The 18,326-nt window shown below is 60.6% G+C and carries 16 protein-coding genes; 6 read left to right on the top strand and 10 right to left on the bottom strand.

What is annotated here, in order from left to right; translation table 11 throughout:
- Positions 1 to 3: 3 nt before the first annotated feature.
- The gene (locus tag ACZZ0Q_RS20705; protein WP_463540949.1) at positions 4 to 1,167 is read left to right on the top strand and encodes an iron-containing alcohol dehydrogenase; all 1,164 of its coding nucleotides are present in this window, start codon (positions 4 to 6) and stop codon (positions 1,165 to 1,167) included.
- A gap of 22 nt (positions 1,168 to 1,189) precedes the next feature.
- Positions 1,190 to 1,627 carry an acyl-CoA thioesterase gene (locus ACZZ0Q_RS20700; RefSeq protein ID WP_463540950.1) on the top strand — a complete coding sequence of 146 codons (438 nt, stop codon included), beginning with the start codon at positions 1,190 to 1,192 and terminating at the stop codon, positions 1,625 to 1,627.
- A 151-nt stretch (positions 1,628 to 1,778) separates the two neighbouring features.
- Here the strand turns inward: ACZZ0Q_RS20700 and ACZZ0Q_RS20695 are convergent, their stop codons facing one another.
- On the bottom strand, positions 1,779 to 2,246 hold the full coding sequence (locus tag ACZZ0Q_RS20695) for a glycine zipper domain-containing protein (RefSeq protein ID WP_122453895.1): 468 nt from the start codon (positions 2,244 to 2,246) through the stop codon (positions 1,779 to 1,781).
- Positions 2,247 to 2,516: 270 nt separating this feature from the next.
- Here ACZZ0Q_RS20695 and ACZZ0Q_RS20690 point away from each other — a divergent pair, with 270 nt between their 5' ends.
- Positions 2,517 to 3,584: a DUF2157 domain-containing protein gene (locus ACZZ0Q_RS20690; RefSeq protein ID WP_463540951.1), complete on the top strand. Its 1,068-nt coding sequence runs from the start codon at positions 2,517 to 2,519 to the stop codon at positions 3,582 to 3,584.
- A complete protein-coding gene (locus ACZZ0Q_RS20685) occupies positions 3,581 to 4,366 on the top strand; it encodes a DUF4824 family protein (RefSeq protein ID WP_463540952.1) in 786 nt (261 codons plus the stop codon). The genes ACZZ0Q_RS20690 and ACZZ0Q_RS20685 overlap by 4 nt, the downstream gene beginning before the upstream one ends.
- Before the next feature lie 6 nt (positions 4,367 to 4,372).
- Here ACZZ0Q_RS20685 and ACZZ0Q_RS20680 read toward each other — a convergent pair whose 3' ends face one another.
- The 4 genes from ACZZ0Q_RS20680 to yrfG form a co-directional block, all read right to left on the bottom strand.
- The gene (locus tag ACZZ0Q_RS20680; RefSeq protein WP_463540953.1) at positions 4,373 to 6,703 is read right to left on the bottom strand and encodes an FdhF/YdeP family oxidoreductase; all 2,331 of its coding nucleotides are present in this window, start codon (positions 6,701 to 6,703) and stop codon (positions 4,373 to 4,375) included.
- Positions 6,700 to 7,542 carry a formate dehydrogenase accessory sulfurtransferase FdhD gene (fdhD, locus tag ACZZ0Q_RS20675; RefSeq protein WP_463540954.1) on the bottom strand — a complete coding sequence of 281 codons (843 nt, stop codon included), beginning with the start codon at positions 7,540 to 7,542 and terminating at the stop codon, positions 6,700 to 6,702. Before fdhD ends, ACZZ0Q_RS20680 begins: the two co-directional genes overlap by 4 nt.
- A gap of 246 nt (positions 7,543 to 7,788) precedes the next feature.
- A complete protein-coding gene (locus tag ACZZ0Q_RS20670) occupies positions 7,789 to 8,676 on the bottom strand; it encodes a LysR family transcriptional regulator (RefSeq protein WP_463560893.1) in 888 nt (295 codons plus the stop codon).
- A 27-nt stretch (positions 8,677 to 8,703) separates the two neighbouring features.
- Positions 8,704 to 9,369, bottom strand: coding sequence for a GMP/IMP nucleotidase (yrfG, locus tag ACZZ0Q_RS20665; protein WP_463540955.1), 666 nt, complete (start codon positions 9,367 to 9,369; stop codon positions 8,704 to 8,706).
- A gap of 147 nt (positions 9,370 to 9,516) precedes the next feature.
- Here yrfG and nudE point away from each other — a divergent pair, with 147 nt between their 5' ends.
- The gene (gene nudE, locus ACZZ0Q_RS20660) at positions 9,517 to 10,095 is read left to right on the top strand and encodes an ADP compounds hydrolase NudE (RefSeq protein WP_463540956.1); all 579 of its coding nucleotides are present in this window, start codon (positions 9,517 to 9,519) and stop codon (positions 10,093 to 10,095) included.
- A 14-nt stretch (positions 10,096 to 10,109) separates the two neighbouring features.
- Positions 10,110 to 10,919 (top strand): 3'(2'),5'-bisphosphate nucleotidase CysQ, encoded by an 810-nt coding sequence (cysQ, locus tag ACZZ0Q_RS20655; RefSeq protein WP_463542279.1) that lies wholly within the window; start codon positions 10,110 to 10,112, stop codon positions 10,917 to 10,919.
- Positions 10,920 to 10,989: 70 nt separating this feature from the next.
- Here cysQ and ACZZ0Q_RS20650 read toward each other — a convergent pair whose 3' ends face one another.
- The 5 genes from ACZZ0Q_RS20650 to arcD all read right to left on the bottom strand — a co-directional run bounded on the left by ACZZ0Q_RS20650 (position 10,990) and on the right by arcD (position 18,053).
- Positions 10,990 to 12,894 carry a beta-ketoacyl synthase gene (locus tag ACZZ0Q_RS20650; protein WP_463540957.1) on the bottom strand — a complete coding sequence of 635 codons (1,905 nt, stop codon included), beginning with the start codon at positions 12,892 to 12,894 and terminating at the stop codon, positions 10,990 to 10,992.
- Positions 12,895 to 13,275: 381 nt separating this feature from the next.
- On the bottom strand, positions 13,276 to 14,205 hold the full coding sequence (gene arcC / locus ACZZ0Q_RS20645) for a carbamate kinase (RefSeq protein WP_463540958.1): 930 nt from the start codon (positions 14,203 to 14,205) through the stop codon (positions 13,276 to 13,278).
- A gap of 62 nt (positions 14,206 to 14,267) precedes the next feature.
- Positions 14,268 to 15,278, bottom strand: coding sequence for an ornithine carbamoyltransferase (locus tag ACZZ0Q_RS20640; RefSeq protein ID WP_463540959.1), 1,011 nt, complete (start codon positions 15,276 to 15,278; stop codon positions 14,268 to 14,270).
- Between the two features lie 72 nt (positions 15,279 to 15,350).
- Positions 15,351 to 16,601, bottom strand: coding sequence for an arginine deiminase (gene arcA / locus ACZZ0Q_RS20635; protein ID WP_463540960.1), 1,251 nt, complete (start codon positions 16,599 to 16,601; stop codon positions 15,351 to 15,353).
- Between the two features lie 24 nt (positions 16,602 to 16,625).
- On the bottom strand, positions 16,626 to 18,053 hold the full coding sequence (arcD, locus tag ACZZ0Q_RS20630) for an arginine-ornithine antiporter (protein ID WP_463560891.1): 1,428 nt from the start codon (positions 18,051 to 18,053) through the stop codon (positions 16,626 to 16,628).
- Positions 18,054 to 18,326: the final 273 nt, after the last annotated feature.

Here is an 18,326-nt window from a genome sequence, read left to right as displayed (position 1 = left end):
GCCATGCATCCTTTCAGCTTTGCGACCACCGCGCAGATCATCTGCGAATCCGGCTCGGCACGCCGCCTGGCCGCCTTGTGCCGCGAGCGCGGCGCCCAGTCGGTGCTGGTCGTGACTGACCCTGGCATCACCAAGTTCGGTTTGCTCAACGAAGTTCTCCCGGGCTTTGCCGACGAAGGCCTGAGCGTGGCGGTGTTCGACCAAGTGGTCGCCGACCCGCCCGAAGCCATCGTGCTGCAAGCCGTTCAGCAAGCCCGCGAACTGGGCGCAGAGCTGATCATCGGCTTTGGCGGCGGCAGCTCCATGGACGTGGCCAAGCTCGTCGCGCTGCTGGCCCACCCGGCATGCAACCAGACGTTGAAAGACATCTACGGCGTGGGCAACGCGCGCGGTCAGCGCTTGCCGTTGATTCAGGTGCCGACCACCGCCGGCACCGGCTCTGAAGTGACGCAGATCGCCATTATCACCACGGGCGAAACCACCAAGATGGGCGTTGTCTCGCCGCTGCTGTTGCCTGATCTCGCGCTGCTGGACGCCGACCTGACCCTCGGCCTGCCGCCCGCAGTCACCGCCGCTACCGGCATCGACGCCATGGTGCATGCCATTGAGTCGTACACCAGCGCCCTGAAGAAAAACCCGCTCTCCGATTTGCTGGCGCGGGAAGCCCTGCGCCTGCTCGCCGCCAACCTGCATGAAGCCGTGCACAACGGCCAAAACCGCAGCGCCCGCCAAGCCATGCTGCTGGGGGCGTTGCTGGCCGGTCAGGCGTTTGCCAATGCACCGGTTGCGGCCGTGCATGCGCTGGCCTATCCGCTGGGTGGGCACTTCCATATTCCCCACGGCCTGAGCAACGCGCTGGTGCTGCCGCACGTGCTGCGCTTCAACGCCTCGGCGGCCAGCGCGCTGTACGCCGAACTGGCGCCGCTGCTGCTGGGCGACAAGCTGCAAGCCGGCGATGCCGCCAGCCTGACCGAACAATTCATCACCGAACTGTCGGCGCTAAACGAGCGTCACGGCCTGCCAAGCCGCCTGCGCGATGCCGGCGTGCCGCAGGAAATGCTCGCTCAGCTGGCCAGCGACGCCATGCTGCAACAGCGTTTGCTGGTGAATAACCCGCGCGAAATCACCGAAGCCGACGCTCTGGCGATCTACCACGCCGCCTACTGATTACCTTGATGCGAGCACGCCCATGACCGACCGCCAACACCTGCGCAGCGACTACGCCCATTTCCAGCCGATTACCACGCGCTGGCACGACAACGACGTGTATGGTCACGTCAACAACGTGACCTACTACAGCTTCTTCGACAGCGCGGTGAATACCTACCTGATCGAAGTCGGCGGCCTGGATATTCACAGCGGGCCGGTGGTGGGCTTTGTGGTCAGCTCCTCGTGCGACTACTTCGCTTCCATCGCCTTTCCCGACCGCATCGACATTGGTTTGCGGGTAGGGAAACTGGGCAACAGTTCGGTGCAATACGAGCTGGCGGTGTTCAAGGCGGGCGAACAGGAAGCCTGCGCGGCGGGGCGCTTTGTGCATGTGTTTGTCGATCGCGAAAGCAATCGGCCGGTGAGTATTCCGGATGGGCTGCGCAAGGCGATGGGGGAGTTGGTGGTGGCTTTGTAGGGGTTGGGTTCGGCGTTTGCAGGAATCGCGGCTAATCGGAGTGCCGCCCAGCCGCTCCTACAGGTTGGCGGTTACTGTGGGAGCGGCTTTAGCCGCGATAGGCCGCCCCGCAATCCTCGAAAAAAAACCGCCCATCCGGGCGGTTTTTTGTTCAGTCGTGGCGACGATGTTTGTGTTTTTTATGGCCGTAGTGATGGCCATTGTCGTGCCGATAATTACGACGCTTGCCGTGGCTCTCACGTTCATCGTCGGCCCGGCTGGCACTGCCGTAGTTGTTACCCAGCGCGCCACCTGCCGCGCCGCCCAAACCAGCGCCGACGATGCCGCCGGTGCTGCCGCCAATCTTGTTGCCGATCACGTTACCGCCGGCAGCGCCCAAACCGCCGCCAATGGCTGCTTCGGTCTTGTTGCCTTTGCGCGCGCCCACAGCGCCGCCAGCAGCACCGCCAACGCCGGCACCAATCGCGGCACCGGTGGAACCGCCCACCTGTTCGCCCACCACCGACCCCAACACACCGCCCAATGCGCCGCCAATACCGGCTTCGGTATTGCCTTCGGCTGCAAACGCCTGGCTGCCAAGCAAGCCAAGGGACAACAGGAACATGCGCGAGTACTTCATGCAGGAACGAGCCTATGTAGGAAAGACGCGCCGATCGTGTATGCGCTTGGGTACACAAACAAGCGGCAAACGACGTGCGGTAGGGGGTTTGTCACGTTTCATAAATATATGTTTTCCCTCGGAAACTTTTGTATTTTCAGCTGAGTCTGAGTGCTCTTGTAGCCAAGGCTTTCGCCACAGTTTCTGCCAACGCCTTCACGGCCGGGGCTGTATTACGTTTCCCGCCTTTCTGCCAGAATCGCCTGCACTTTCCCTCGCCAAGGAGCAGGCATGAACGCCGAACAGGCACAGCAACGGCTCGGTCAGATCGAGGCGTTTCGCCAGGAACTCAAGCAGCTGCACGCCGAGCAGGTGTTAACCCTCGACGCCGAACAGCGCCAGCGAGTCGATGACCACCATCGGCAGTTGCTGAACCACTTCTCCGCCACGCTGAATATCGATGCCGACGAGCGTTCGCGTCAGCTGTCGCTTGGCATGCGCGTCGCCTCGCTGTTCGGGGCGTTGGCGCTGGCGGCCAGTTTGTTTTTCCTCTTCCACCAGTTCTGGGGCGTGTTCAGCGAAGGCCAACAGGTGGCCATGTTGCTGGGCACCACGCTCGGCACCTTTGCCCTCACGGTATGGCTGCACGGCCACGACCGTAGCGGCTATTACACCAAGTTGGCGGCGCTGATCTGCTTCGTGGCGTTTGTGCTGAACCTGTCCCTGGCCGGGCAGATTTTCAATATCACACCCTCAGACAAAGCCCTGATCCCCTGGGCCGCGCTCGCGTTTCTGTTGGCCTATCAATTCAACCTGCGCTTGTTGCTGGCGGCGGGACTGATCTGCGTGGGCGGTTATATCGCTGCGCGGGTCGGCGCGTTTGGCGGCGGCTATTGGTTGTCGGTGGGGCGGCGTCCGGAGAATTTCTTCCCCTCGGCGCTGGTGCTGTTCTGCTTGCCGCTGGCGATCAATCACGCGCGCTTCCATGGCTTTGCCGCGTTGTACCGCGTGTTTGCGCTGCTGTTCGTGTTTCTGCCGGTGCTGGTGCTGTCGTTCTGGGGCGAGGGCAGTTACCTGCCGTGGGAAGCCAGCGCGGTGGAGTCGCTGTATCAATACCTGGGCTTTGTTCTCGCAGGCCTCGGCGTATGGCTGGGTATTCGCGCCGGTTGGCGCGAGGTGAGCACCACCAGCGTGGTGTTTGGCGTGCTGTTTCTGTACACCAAGCTGTTCGACTGGTGGTGGGAAACGCTGCCCAAATACCTGTTCTTCCTCGCCATCGGCGTGATTGCGGTGTTGCTGCTGGTGCTGTTGCAGCGGCTGCGACTTTACGGCGTGAAAACGCGCGGAGGTGCGCTATGAGCCCGTTGAAACGAACCTTCTGGCTCGGCGCCGGGCTGATTCTGCTGAGCAACGCCGTGGCGCTTGGCGGCGTGTATTACAACCGCAGTGGCGAGCCAGACAGCATGTTGCGCTTGTCGGAGCGTGAGTTGTCGGTGGCCTACAACAGCGTGATGAACAACAACGACGCCGCTGGCCAGATGCTGCAGCTGGATGCACGCCTGGCGGACGGCTGGGTAAACCGCGACAAACTGCGCGAGCTGGGTTTTGAGATCGGCGAGCACGGCGAAACGTACAGGCGCGACCGTTGGGAGCGCGAGGCGCTGGTGGTGCTGGAGCTGAACGGCGAGCAATACCAGACCGAACTGACAGCCGCCGAAGCCGAGCTGAAACAGGCGCAGATCCAGTTTGCCGCTGCGCCAGACAGCCCGGAGGCAAAACAGGCGCTGGACAACGCCGACTACCAATTGAGTCGCTTCAAGGCCAATAACACGCGGCTGTATGTAGTCGACGCCGGCCTGGACGCCGACAGCTTGCGCCAGCGTTATCCGGACCGCAGTCGCTACAGCCTGGCCCGCGCCAGCGTGCGCGCAGGCTTCAAATGGAGTGCCGGTGTGCCGACGCCAGACGACTACACACTGTATTTCGAGCTGGCTGAAGTCAGCGTACCGAGTCGCTGGCGCACGGTGTTCAGTGCCTGGAATCCGTACGACCGGACGGCTGAAGAGCGCAACAAGGTCAGCGTGGACGTGACCTTCGGCAAGCGCTTCGAGCCGTGGATTACCAGCGCCAAAGCGCAATAGCAGCGGTCAGACAATCCGCCCGTTATCGCGCGCCGGCTCCAGGCGGATGGCGACGAATTTCGAGGTCGGCGTAAAGCTGCCCTCGCCGACGCTTTCCAGCGGCACCAGCGGATTGGTCTCGGGGTAATAAGCGGCCGCCTGGCCGGCCGGAATATCGAATGCCAGCAAGGTAAAGCCGCTGATACGCCGCTCGCGGCCGTCGCCCCACAGCGAGAGCACGTCGACTTTCTGCCCCGGTTTGTAGCCCAGCCGAATGATGTCCGCCTCGTTGGCAAACACCACGTCGCGCTGACCTTTGACGCCACGATAGCGGTCGTCGAGGCCGTAAATAGTGGTGTTGTACTGGTCGTGCGAGCGCAGGGTTTGCAGGATCAGGTCCGGCACTTCGCCGCGGGCGCGAATGCCTTCGTGAATCAGGTCTTCCGGCAGCAGGTTGGCCTTGAACACGGCCAGGCCAGACGCCGTGTTCCAGCGCCGCTGACCGGCGGCGTTGCCCAAGTAGAAACCGCCTGGGTCGCGGGCGCGTTGGTTGAAGCCCTGGAAGCCCGGCACCACGTCGGCGATCAGCTCGCGGATGCGGTCGTAGTCTTCGATAAGCCAGTTCCAATTCACTGGCTTGTTGCCCAGCGTGGCGGCAGCAATGCCGGCGACGATCGCCGGTTCGGAGCGCATCTGCTTGCTCAGCGGCTGCAACTGGCCGTTGGAGGCGTGCACCATGCTGAACGAGTCTTCCACGGTAACGGCTTGTGGGCCTCCGGCTTGCTGGTCGATATCGGTACGGCCCAGGCACGGCAGGATTAGCGCCTGCTTGCCGATGGTCAGGTGGCTGCGGTTGAGCTTGGTGCTGATCTGCACGGTGAGGTCGCAGTTCTGCAGCGCCTGGTGAGCGCGCGGCGTGTCGGGCGTGGCTTGAGCGAAGTTGCCGCCCAGGCCGATAAACACCTTGGCGTCGCCGTCGAGCATGGCGTGAATGGCTTCCACGGTGTTGTGGCCGAATTCACGCGGCACTTTGAAGTCGAAGCGCCGCTCCAGGGCGTCGAGGAAAAACGCCGGCGGGCGATCATTGATGCCCATGGTGCGGTCGCCCTGCACGTTGCTGTGGCCGCGCACCGGACACAGGCCGGCGCCTGGTTTGCCGACGTTGCCGCGCAGCAGCATCAGGTTGGCGATTTCCTGAATGGTCGGCACCGAATGGCGATGCTGGGTAATGCCCATGGCCCAGCACATGATCACGCGGTCGGCCTGGCGATAGGTGTGCGCCATGGCCTCGATGTCGGCTTTGCTCAAGCCGGACTGGGCAATGATGTGCTCCCAGCTAGTGGCTTCGACCACCTCTAAATACGCTTCAACCTGTGTGGTGTGCTGGGCAATAAACGCCTGATCGAACACCGTAGAAGTGCCCTTGGCTTGCGCCTCGCGCTCCCACTTGAGCAGAAATTTCGCCATGCCGCGAAGCGCCGCCATATCGCCGCCCAATGCGGGGCGATAGAACGCCGTGTTGGTCGGACGATCGCCGTTGCTGAGCATTTCCAGAGCGTGCTGCGGGTTCTGGAAACGCTCCAGGCCACGCTCTTTCAGTGGATTCAAACACACCACCTGGGCGCCGCGCTTTACCGCTTCGCGCAGCGGTTCAAGCATGCGCGGGTGGTTGGTGCCGGGGTTTTGCCCGATGACGAAAATGGCGTCGGCATGTTCGAAGTCGTCGAAGGTCACGGTGCCTTTGCCCACGCCGACGCTTTGTCCCAGCGCTACGCCACTGGCTTCGTGGCACATGTTCGAGCAGTCGGGGAAGTTGTTGGTGCCGTAGGCGCGCACGAACAATTGATAGAGAAACGCCGCCTCGTTGCTGGCGCGGCCCGAGGTGTAAAACTCGGCCTGATTGGGGCTGGCCAGCTTGTTGAGGTGCTGCGCGATTAGCTCGAACGCGGCGTCCCAGGCAATCGGCTTGTAGTGATCGCTGGCCGGGTCGTAGATCATCGGCTCGGTCAGGCGGCCTTGGTATTCGAGCCAGTAATCGCTTTGCTCACGCAGCGTAGTGACGCTGTGTTTGGCGAAAAACGCGGCATCAACCCGGCGCTTGGTGGCTTCCCAGTTCACCGCCTTGGCGCCGTTCTCGCAGAACTTGACCATGCCGCTTTCCGCCGACTCGCCCCAGGCGCAGCCGGGGCAGTCGAAGCCGCCGTGCTGGTTGGTTTTTAGCAGAGTGCGGATGTTTTTTAGCGCGTTGTCACTGTCCAGCCAGAAGTGCGCCACGCTTTTCAGCGCGCCCCAACCGCCGGCGGCGCCTTTGTAGGGCTTGTAGCGCTGGGTGGGGTGGGTGTCGACTTGATGGGTCATTGCGCGAACTCCGGGCTGTACACCCGCGGCGCATTCTTGTGCGGCAGGTGGATCAAATTGAGGTGATGCCGACGCGCCCATTGCACGGCCAGGCCGGTGGGCGCCGAAAGGCTGACGAGGGTGGTAATGCCGGCGCGCAGCACTTTCTGGATGAGCTCCAGGCTGCAACGGCTGGTCACCAGGGCCAGGCCGCCGGTGGTGGAAATTTGCTGGCGGACGAGTGCGCCGATCAGTTTGTCCAACGCGTTATGCCGGCCGATATCTTCGCGGCCCAACAGCAGCTCGCCCTGACCGTTCATAAACACCGCCGCGTGGACCGCGCCGCAGTGCTGGCCCAGCGGTTGGAAAACAGTGATGCGCTGGCGTAAGTCGACCAGCCAGGCAGCGGGCGGCAAGGGGGCAGGCTTTAAAGGAGTGAGCGATGGCAGCGCTTGTTCAACCGCTTCGACGCCACACAGGCCGCAGCCGCTGGTGCCGGTGAGCTGCCGGCGTTGCTGCTTGAGTTCCCAAAAGGCGCGGCTGCTGATTTGCACATCGGCCTGGCGGGCTGAACCGGTGCCGCTGAGGGCCACGTCATAAATCTCGTCAATCGACGCAACGATACCGTTCGCTAGGCTAAACCCTACAACGAAGTCTTCCAGGTCGGTGGGCGAGACCAGCATCACCGCCTGGTTGATGCCATTGAACGAAATGGCCAGCGCCACTTCCTCCGCCAATTCCACAGACGCAGCAGCGCCGTGCTCCAGCTCGGAAAAGCGGTAGCCATGACTGGCTTGTTCTGAAGGGGATGGGGGAACGCAGGCGGAGGCCGACGCTAGAGGCTGGCGTTTGCTGTTCATTGTCGTCACCGAGTTGCACGAGGTTCGGTTGATCGTTATTTGAACAGCCTAGGCCGCCCGTCGGTCGGCGTCTAATCGCTAGTTCTGATGCGGTGATAGACGGCGTCGATGGGCGCTGGAGTCGGCACTTTCGTAGGAGCTTTTGTAGGAGCGGCTGGGGCGGCATTCCGATTAGCCGCGATTTTTAAGCGCCGAGGTTTTCAGGAATCGCGGCTAAAGCCGCTCCTACAGGTCGAGGCGTGGTGGCTACGATTCCAGCAGCATGGCTCCGGCTTCTTGGAAGCAGGCTTCGGCGAGTGCGGAGCGGGGGGCGCTTTTGCGCATGATCAGGCCTAGCGGCGCCAGGGTTTGCGCGTTTTCGATGGGCTGAATGCGCAGGTGTTTCGTGAGCATGTCGACGCCGCCATAGAGCGGCATGATCGCGCAGCACAGGCCGCCATGTACGGCTTGCACCAGTTGATGCACCACGTCGGTTTCCAGCAACGGCGTGGGCGTCAGGCCGCGGCTGCGGAAGTTGTGGTTGATCGATTGGCGAAAGTGCATGCCGCTGGATAGCAGCCCCAGTGGCAGATTGATCAGCGCTTCCCAGGTCAGTTCAGCCGCGTCGAAACGGAAGAAACGCTGGTCATACAGCAGGCCCATGCGCGTTTGCATCAAGTTGAGGCTGTCGAAATGTTCGGCGTTCAGGCGGTCGAGGTACGACACGCCGAGGTCGAGCCGGTTGCTCGCCAAGTGCTCGAGAATCTGCTCGGAGCTGAGCGCCGAGAGTTCGAAGCGCAAGCTGGGGTGCTGCGTGTGCAGGCGCTGCAACAGCGGCACGGGGTCGTAGCTGGACAGCGGCACCACGCCCAGGCGCAAGGTGCCGATCAAGCTGCCGCGACAGGCCGCCGCCTCGGCATTCAGCCCGTCAAACGCCGCCAGCACGGTTCGCGCCCAGGCCAGCACGCGCTCGCCCGATTCGGTGAACCCTTCGAAGCGCTGACCGCGAATCACCAGTGGCAGCTGCAGTTCTTCTTCGAGGCTGCGCAAACGCATCGACAGGGTCGGTTGAGTGACGTGACAGCGCGCCGCCGCCTGGCCGAAGTGCCGGGTTTCATCGAGGGCGATGAGGAATTTCAGCTGCTTGATGTCCATCGGTACCTCTACTGGCGGGCGTATGGCTTAAAGCAGGCCGTCGATCAGCAGGCGGTAGTCTTCCACGGCGCTGAACTCTTCGGTGTCTTTCGGACCTTTGCGGCTATCCGGTTCGCGTACGGCCAGCAGGTGCGCCACGCCGTAGTGCCCGGCGCTGCGCAAAATCGGCAGGCTGTCGTCGATAAACAGGCTGCGCTCGGGCTCGAAGGCATAGTCGTTTTGCAGGGCGGCCCAAAAGCGTTGGTCTTCTTTCGGAAAACCGTAGTCGTGGGAGCTGATCAGCCGGTCGAAATAGGGCGCTAATTCGATGCGCTCCATTTTCAGCGACAGCGAGTCGCGGTGCGCATTGGTAATTAGCACCACACGCTTGCCGGCCTGGCGCAGGGCGACGAGAAAGGTGTCGGCATCGGGGCGCAGGGAAATCAGGTGCGCCACTTCGCGCTTCAACTCGCGAATCGGCAGGTTGAGCTGAGCGGTCCAGAAGTCGGTGCAGTACCAGTTGAGCTGGCCGGCGTGATCGCGAAAAAGCGGCAGCATATGGGCATTCGCCTGCTCGCGGCTGAGGCCGTGCACGTCGGCGTAGCGCTGCGGCAAGTGCTCAAGCCAGAAGTGGTTGTCGAAGTGCAGATCCAGCAGGGTGCCGTCCATGTCGAGCAGAACGGTATCGATGGAAGACCAGGGCAACTGAGGCATGGAGAGAGCTCTGCAGAGGAAGTGGCGTTTTTCACACACGCTGTAAGGAAAAGAGGCGTGATTGAGTCAGCAAGCGCAATCCGGCGCGGCGACAATCCGAAAAGCCGCGTTATGATAACCCGCCAGGTCACGCCAAGGAGCCGTCCCATGCGTCAGAAACCCACCGTCCTCAACCGCGAAATAGTGGCCAGTAGCCGCCTGTTTCGCGTCGAGGAACTGCAGCTGCGTTTCAGCAACGGCGTGGAGCGCACCTATGAACGGCTGGTGGGCAAAGGCGTTGGCTACGGTGCGGTAATGATCGTGGCAATGGCTGACGCCGAGCACGTACTGCTGGTGGAAGAGTTCTGCGCCGGTACGGACGATTACCAGCTCTCATGCCCTAAAGGGCTGATCGAGCCGGGTGAGGACGTGCTGGACGCTGCCAACCGTGAGCTCAAGGAGGAGGCCGGTTTTGGCGCCCATAAATTGGAGCGGCTGACTGAGCTGTCGCTGTCGCCCGGTTATATGAGCCAGGTGATTCAGGTGGTGCTGGCGCGTGATCTTTACCCCGAAACGCTGCCCGGCGATGAGCCAGAGCCGATGGGGGTTGAGCGCTTCAGCCTGCACGAATTGTCGAGCCTGGCGCAGCATCCACAATTCAGTGAAGGCCGCGCGCTGGCTGCGCTGTACTTGGCGCGTGACGTGCTGACCCAGCGCGGCGAATTCACCCCGGCGGCGCGCTCGTGAGTCTTCTGCCACTGATGGAACAAGTGGTGGCCCTGGCCCGTGAAGCGGGCGCGGCGATTCTTCCGTATTGGCGCAGTGGCGTGGCGGTAACCGCCAAGGCCGATGACTCGCCCGTGACTGCCGCCGACCTGGCCGCGCACCACATTCTGGCGGCCGGCCTCACGGCGCTGGATGCGAGCATTCCGGTGTTATCTGAAGAAGCCGCTGACATTCCCCTTAGCGAACGCGCCGGCTGGACGCGCTGGTGGGTGGTCGATCCGCTGGACGGCACCAAAGAATTTATCAGCGGCAGCGACGAGTTCACCGTCAACGTCGCGCTGGTGGAAAACGGCAAGGTGCTATTCGGCGTAGTCGGCATGCCCACCACCGGCCGTTACTTCTACGGCGGCGCCGGGTTGGGTGCCTGGCGGTGCGATGCCCATGGTCAGCCGCAAGCGGTGCATGTGCGTAACGCGCCGGAACAGGGGTTTACCGTTGTGGCCAGCCGGCGCCATTCCAGCCCTGAGCAAGAGCAGTTGCTGGCCGGGTTGAGCCTGCTGTTCGGCGACTTGCAGCTGGCCAATGTGGGCAGCTCGCTGAAGTTCTGCTTGCTCGCCGAGGGCGCGGCGGATTGCTATCCACGGCTGGCGCCAACTTCGCAATGGGACACCGCCGCCGCGCAAGGCGTGCTGGAAGGTGCTGGCGGCGAGGTGCTGGATATTCACGGCGAGGTGCTCACGTACGAAGCCCGTGAATCGTTCCTCAATCCGTTCTTTTTGGCCTTGCCGGCGGGTGCGGCGTGGCGCGGGGATTTGTTGCGCTTGGCGAAGGGCTTGAGCGCTTGAACCCTTTGAAGTGAAAGCCTCTTCCATCAACACGCAGTCAATGTAGGAGAGGCTTTAGCCTCGATTGCCGTTAAAGCATGTCCTTGAAACGCTCATCTTTCTTGAATACCAACGGCTGGCTGAAGCCCGGAATGCGCATCTGCTCGGCGGTAATCTCGATGGCCTGGTCTTCGATCATGTCCTGGCCAAAGTTGTAGATGATGTCGAGTTGGCCATGCAGCGCACGCTGGTCGTAGGCTTTGGCGTTGGCGCGGGTTTGCTCGCGACGGGCCACATAATCGGCAAAAGCCGTTTCGCCATGGCGCTTTTTCAGCATGCGCTCCGCGACATGGGGCGCGAGGATCACGCCGCTGGCGTTGTTGCCGCCAAAGCCCTTGGAATTGATAAAGCACACCTCCAACTGCTCGGCGCCCACGGCGCGGTCCTGCGTGGCTATCGCCAGGTGCTGCTGGTGTACGTCCGGGGCAACGGCGTCGATGGTTTTGATGCCGGGGATGATGCCGTATTTGAACGAGCCCAATGCCGAGATCAGTTGGTCGCCGCTGGCCGTTGCGAGCGAGTGACCGACAAACGCTTTCACCGCCGTGACCGGCCAGCTCTTGATATCGAAGGCGGCGGCTACGCGGTCCAGCAACTCGGATTCAGTCACGCGGTTGGCCGGTGTGCTGGAGCCGTGGGCGTGAATAAAGCTGCGTTTTTGTACGCTTTCCAAACCGACAATCTGTACGGCGCTGGCGACAGCCTTGGCGACGGTGAGGTAGTTGCCCGGGCCGGGTGCAGAAATGGATTTCTTGAAGCCGTCGGCGTTGATGAACACATCGGCAACCGCACCGTGAATATCGGCGCCCAACTCCAGCGCCAGAGCGTCGTCCATCAGCACCACGTATTGCGCGGATTCGGCCAAGGTAAAGCCGCAGTTTTCGCCGAACGGACGGCTGGCGCGGCGGAAGTTGACGTCGTCACGGCCTTCAATCAGGCGCAACCCTTCTTCGGTAGCCAGGGCGCCCATGGCGCTATAACCCTCGATGCACTCCGACAAAATCGGCGCTTCGCTGTTGCCAACGATGGCCACGCGAACCTGGCCGGCGGCAATCACATCAATGGCTTTTTGCAGGTTGTAGAGGAAGGTGGCGCAGGCGCCGGTCACGCTGCCCGTCGTGCCTACGCTGCCGAGTACGTACGCGTTGATAAAGTCAGTCGGCATGCTGTTGAAGCCCAGCGGCAACTGCTTAGCCGACACGCGTTGGCCCTTGAGGCGCGACTGCATCAGGCCGCCAAAGCCGTTTTCGTCGAGCTGGCTCATGATGCTGCCTGAGAACACCGCGACTTCATCGGGCTGAACGTGGCTGACAATGGTTTGCCAGTCCAAGCCGGTAGAACGCAGGGCATCCGTAGCGGCGACAACCGACATTTGCAGACCGCGCGGGTGGAAGCGGGAGTTATACAACTCGCTCGGCTCGAAGCCGGTCGGCAACTGCCCGGCGGACTTCACGCTCAGCGCCCGATAGCTGTCGACTTTGAATTCGCAGCTGCCGTGCAGGGTGACTTGCACCTGATTGCCTTCGAGAGTTTCCACCGCCCAGTTGGCGGGCAGCGGTTCGGGCAATTGTTTGCGTTGGGCAATAAAGGTCAGCGGCTGAGTGGGGCTGGTGTCGACCTCAAGGTTTTTTTGCCAGTGCACGGCGTCGGGGTTCAGGTGCTGCTTTTCGATCCGGCGAACCAACGTGGATTGCAAAATCTGCGGGCCGAAACGTGCTTCGATATCAGCTGCAGCCAAGCTGTTGCCAGCAGCGTCCTGATACGCGCCGTCTACATAGCCGACCAACTTCATCATCACCGCCAGGCCGACCAGGGTTTCGAGGCGTGCGGCGGCGTCCATCGACTCCAGCACGGTGCGACGAAAACCGTGGTGGAAGGAGCTACGGCCTGCGGCGTTATACCCACCAAACCCTACGATGACTGGAAGTCGAGACATCTAGCGCAAACTCCTTAAAAAGTACCAGGGCAAGCCGGCTAGGCTGAAAAAGGCTTGCCGATAGTCGATCAATTGAAATGATGATGACGGCCCCGTTAAGTGGGCACGCTTGATCGAGAGACTATGCTGACGCGAGCTGTGACTAATGAGTCACTGTCAACGGCAAGGTTGTTGGCCGTCAAGGCTGCTCGTCTGGCTGTAAGGAAGGGCTGATTAGTTGCGGGGAAACAGCTGGAAGCGCTAATAGGTGCGGGGGCGTTTGCTGGGTTTGAAGCATCGGGCGTAGGAGGGGCGTGTTGCGGAGCTTGTTACGAGCGGTCGTTGTAAAGCTCGTGACGGTGGGATGGGCCTTGCCTGAGGCGCGGCCCATCCAGCACGTTGTTAGCGGTAAGTCACTTCGGTACTGGCAGTGGAAACGCGCGTACCTGCTTTGCCTTGAACGATGGCTTCGATGTCGGCGAGCGAACCGATCACCGCGACCTTGCCGGTGTTGCGCGCGAACTCGCAAGCGGCCTGCACTTTCGGCCCCATCGAACCAGCGGCAAAACCCAAGCGCTCAAGCTCATCGGGATGCGCCTCAGCAATGGCTTTTTGGGTGGGTTTGCCCCAGTCGATGTAAGTGGCATCGACGTCGGTGGCAATTACCAGCAGGTCGGAAGTCAGTTGCTCAGCCAGCAATGCCGAGCACAAATCTTTGTCGATTACCGCTTCCACGCCTTCAAGTTTGCCTTCGGCGTTGTAACGAGTGGGAATACCGCCGCCGCCAGCGCAGATAACGATGGTGCCGTGGTCCAGCAGCCACTTAACGGGGCGGATTTCAAAAATTTGCTTGGGGCGAGGGCTGGCCACTACGCGACGGAACTTATCGCCGTCTGGCGCGATGTTCCAGCCTTTTTCGGCGGCAAGGCGTTCGGCATCTTCTTTCGAATAAACCGGGCCGATTGGCTTGGTCGGGTTGCTGAAAGCGGGATCGTTGGAATCGACTTCCACTTGGGTAAGCAGCGTGGCAAACGGCACTTCAAACGGCAGCAGGTTGCCCAGCTCCTGTTCAATCATGTAGCCGATCATGCCCTCGGTTTCTGCGCCGAGCACGTCCAGCGGGTAAGGATTCACCGAGGTGTACGCCGCGGCCTGCAGCGCCAGCAAACCTACTTGCGGGCCATTGCCGTGGGCGATCACGAGTTGGTTGCCGGGAGCAATTTTGGCAATTTGCTCAACAGCAATACGGACGTTTTCACGTTGATTATCAGCGGTCATGGGTTCACCACGACGCAATAGGGCGTTCCCACCCAAAGCGACGACAATGCGCATGAGCGTTCTCCTGAAAAATAAAAAAGGGGGCAGCGTGGCAACGGATGCCACGCCGCTGAGGGTCAGATGTCGGCCATAGCCGCGACGAGAATTGCTTTGATGGTGTGCATGCGGTTTTCGGCTTGCTCGAAGGCAATGTTGTACGGCGACTCGAAGACGTCTTCGGTTACCTCAACGCCATTGGCCAAATGCGGATAACGGCTGGCGATGTCCTTGCCCACTTTGGTTTCGCTGTTGTGGAAAGCAGGCAGGCAGTGCATGAACTTCACGCGGGGATTGCCAGCGGCCTTCATCAGTTCGGCGTTTACCTGGTAAGGCAGCAATTGCTTGATGCGTTCGTCCCAAGCTTCCAGCGGTTCACCCATGGATACCCACACGTCGGTGTGAATGAAATCCACGCCTTTAACCGCTTCCTGTGGGTCTTCAGTGAGGGTAATGCGGGCGCCGCTTTCTTTGGCGAAACCTTGGCATTCTGCAACCAGCTCATCGGTTGGCCACAGGGCTTTTGGCGCGCCGATGCGTACATCCATGCCCAGCTTGGCGCCGATCAGCAGCAACGAGTTACCCATGTTGTTGCGGGCATCGCCCAAGTACGCGTAGCTGATGTCATGCAGCGGCTTATCGCTGTTTTCGCGCATGGTGAGCACGTCGGCGATCATTTGGGTCGGGTGGAACTCGGCGGTCAAGCCGTTGAACACTGGAACCCCGGCGTATTCAGCCAGTTCTTCGACGATTTCCTGACCATAGCCACGGTATTCGATCGCATCGAACATACGGCCCAAAACGCGGGCAGTGTCCTTCATGCTTTCTTTGTGGCCGATTTGCGAAGACTGCGGATCAATGTAAGTAACGTTGGCGCCTTGGTCGTAGGCGGCCACTTCGAATGCGCAACGGGTGCGGGTAGAGGTTTTTTCGAAGATCAGCGCGATATTTTTGCGCTTCAGGTGTTGCTGCTCGGTGCCGGTGTACTTGGCTCGTTTAAGGTCGCGGGACAAGTCCAGCAGGAAGCGCAGCTCGCGTTGAGTGTGGTGCATCAAGCTGAGCAGGCTGCGGTTGTGCATGTTAAACGCCATTTTTCATACTCCTACTAAATTGGATTCGGTATCGGTGCTGCCTGGCTGGCAGCACCTTTTCAATCAGGGCACTTAGTAATCGATAGGGTCGCGAATGATTGGGCAGGTCATGCAGTGACCACCGCCGCGGCCGCGGCCAAGTTCACCGGCACTGATGGTGATGACTTCAACGCCTGCTTTGCGCAGCAACGTATTGGTGTAGGTATTGCGGTCATAGCCGACCACCACACCCGGTTCGAGCGCGACGACGTTGTTGCCGTCATCCCACTGCTCGCGTTCGGCTTCGAACGAGTTGCCGCCAGTAGGCACCACACGCAGTTTTTTCAGATTCAGCGCTTCGCCTACAACTTCAATGAAATGTTTGTCTTCTCGTCGCGCATCCAGGCCGTCGGAGCGGCTTTCGTCAGGGCGAATGCTGAATGGAACGATGGCGTCTACCGCCTCGGCGAATACGGTGACCAGGTCGCGGTCGCAGAAGCTGAACACAGTGTCCAGGTGCATGGCTGCACGAGACTTCGGCAGGCCAGCCACGATCACGCGCTCAGCCGCTTTGTTTGCAAACAGCGATTGCGCGAGTTGCGCTACGGCTTGGTGAGTGGTGCGTTCGCCCATGCCAACCAACACAACGCCATTACCAATTGGCATTACGTCGCCGCCTTCCAGCGAGGCTGCGCCGTGGTCTTTATCAGGGTCGCCGTACCAGACCTTGAAGTCTGCGTTGGCAAAGTCTGGATGGAATTTGTAGATCGCTGTGACCAGCAGTGTTTCCTGGCGGCGAGCTGGCCAATACATAGGGTTCAGGCTGACGCCGCCGTAGATCCAGCAGCTGTTGTCGCGGGTGAACTGAGTATTGGGCAGCGGCGGCAGAATGAAGCTCGAGCTGCCGAGGTAATCGCGGAACATCTCGATGGCTTTACCACCGAAGCTACCGGGAAGATCACTGCCGGCGACGCCGCCGATGAGGTATTGGGCCAGGGCGCGGGGCTCGAGGCTTTCTAACCACGAGCGTAGCTCGTTGACCAGGCCTAAACCGACGTGATTGGCGGTGACCTTGCGGTCCAGGATCCAGTTGCGAGCCTCGGGGATCGAGACGGTTTCGGTGAGCAAATTGTGCATCTCCACCACTTCGACGCCGCGCTCGCGCATCTTGGTGACGAAGTCGAAATGGTCGCGCTTGGCCTGGCTTACCCAGAGCACGTCATCGAACAGCAGCTCATCGCAATTGGTAGGTGTCAGGCGTTGATGCGCCAGGCCGGGAGAGCAAACCATCACTTTGTGCAATTTGCCGGCTTCGGAATGAACGCCGAGTTTTACTTGAGACATGGCAGGTTCCTTCGATTTTCGTAATTACAAAGTCAGGAAGCCGTCGTAGAGACCGTAGGCCGCTACAAGGGCGCCGATTACCACCAGAGCGAAAATGGCTTTCTCGATCTGGGTAAAAACGGGTTGGCCTACTTCGCGCTTGGCCTTGGCGAACAGAATTGCCCCCGGGGCGTAAAGAAGTGCAGAAAGCAGGAGGTACTTGGTGCCACCGGCGTACACCAGCCATACGGCGTAGATCACTGCGACGATGGCGATTGCGAAATCTTTGCGGCGCTCTTTGGCAGCTTGCTCGTAGGTTTCACCACGAACGGCCAACAGCAATGCATACGCGGCCGACCACAGGTACGGCACCAGAATCATTGAGGTGGCGAGGTAGATGAGCGACAGGTAGGTGCTAGCCGAGAACAGCGTGATGATCAGGAATATCTGCACCATGGCGTTGGTCAGCCACAGCGCGTTAATCGGCGCTTTGTTCGCGTTTTCTTTGCGCAGGAAGGCTGGCATGGTGTTGTCGTTTGCTGCGGCGAAAAGAATTTCTGCACACAGAAGCACCCAGGACAGCAGCGCACCGAGCAAGGAGATAATCAGTCCGACGCTGATCAGCACTGCGCCCCAATGTCCGACCACGTGCTCAAGCACAGCAGCCATCGAAGGGTTCTGCAGTTTGGCCAATTCCGGTTGAGTCATGATGCCAAGGGAGAGAACGTTCACCAGCACCAGAATCAGCAGCACGCTAATAAAACCGATGATGGTCGCCTTGCCGACATCTGAGCGTTTCTCTGCGCGGGCTGAAAAAATGCTCGCGCCTTCAATGCCGATGAATACCCAGACAGTGACCAACATCATGTTGCGTACTTGATCCATCACGCTGCCGAGGTCTGGGTTTTTCAAGCCCCAAATATCAGCGGTGAAGATGTCGAGCTTGAATGCGAAGAAGGCGATAAGAATGAAGAGAACAAGGGGCACGATCTTGGCGACGGTAGTTACCAGATTGATAAAGGCCGCCTCTTTCACGCCGCGTAGCACCAAGAAGTGAACAGCCCAGAGCAGGGCGGAAGCACCGATGATTGCAGCGGGTGTATTGCCTTCTCCGAAGACGGGAAAGAAGTAACCCAGGGTGCTGAACAGCAAAACGAAATAACCAACGTTTCCGAGCCAGGCACTAATCCAGTAACCCCAGGCTGAAGAAAAGCCCATGTAGTCGCCGAAACCTGCTTTGGCGTACGCGTAAACGCCGCCGTCCAGGTTGGGTTTTCGGTTGGCGAGGGTTTGGAAGACGAAGGCTAGGGTGAGCATGCCGACTGCGGTGATCGCCCAGCCGATCAAAACGGCTCCGACGTCGGCGCTAGCGGCCATATTTTGCGGCAGTGAGAAAATTCCGCCGCCGATCATTGAACCGACGACCAGGGCGACCAACGCGCCGAGTCGAAGTTTGTGGGCTGAGTCAGACATGACGATCATCCATTCAGAAGGGTTACCGGGAATCTACTCGTGGTCGAACGGGTAGGGGGCTGACCTGAATCAATAGTTAGCTAACTTTCCATGTTGGCATTCCTGACTTCTGAGTTGGACGGGCTGACACACTCCAGTGGTGTCAAGACGCGGCCCGTTCGAGGGCGACAAGCACGTCAGTGCCACTGTCAAAAGCAAACGCTAGACGGGAATCGAGAATGCGCAAGGGCGTGGAATGGCGATGCTTTCAAGGTGGCGAAGCGCCACTGCGAG

The organism is Pseudomonas sp. AC070, from assembly GCF_979258635.1.
This window is presented reverse-complemented; position numbering and strand designations above follow the sequence as displayed.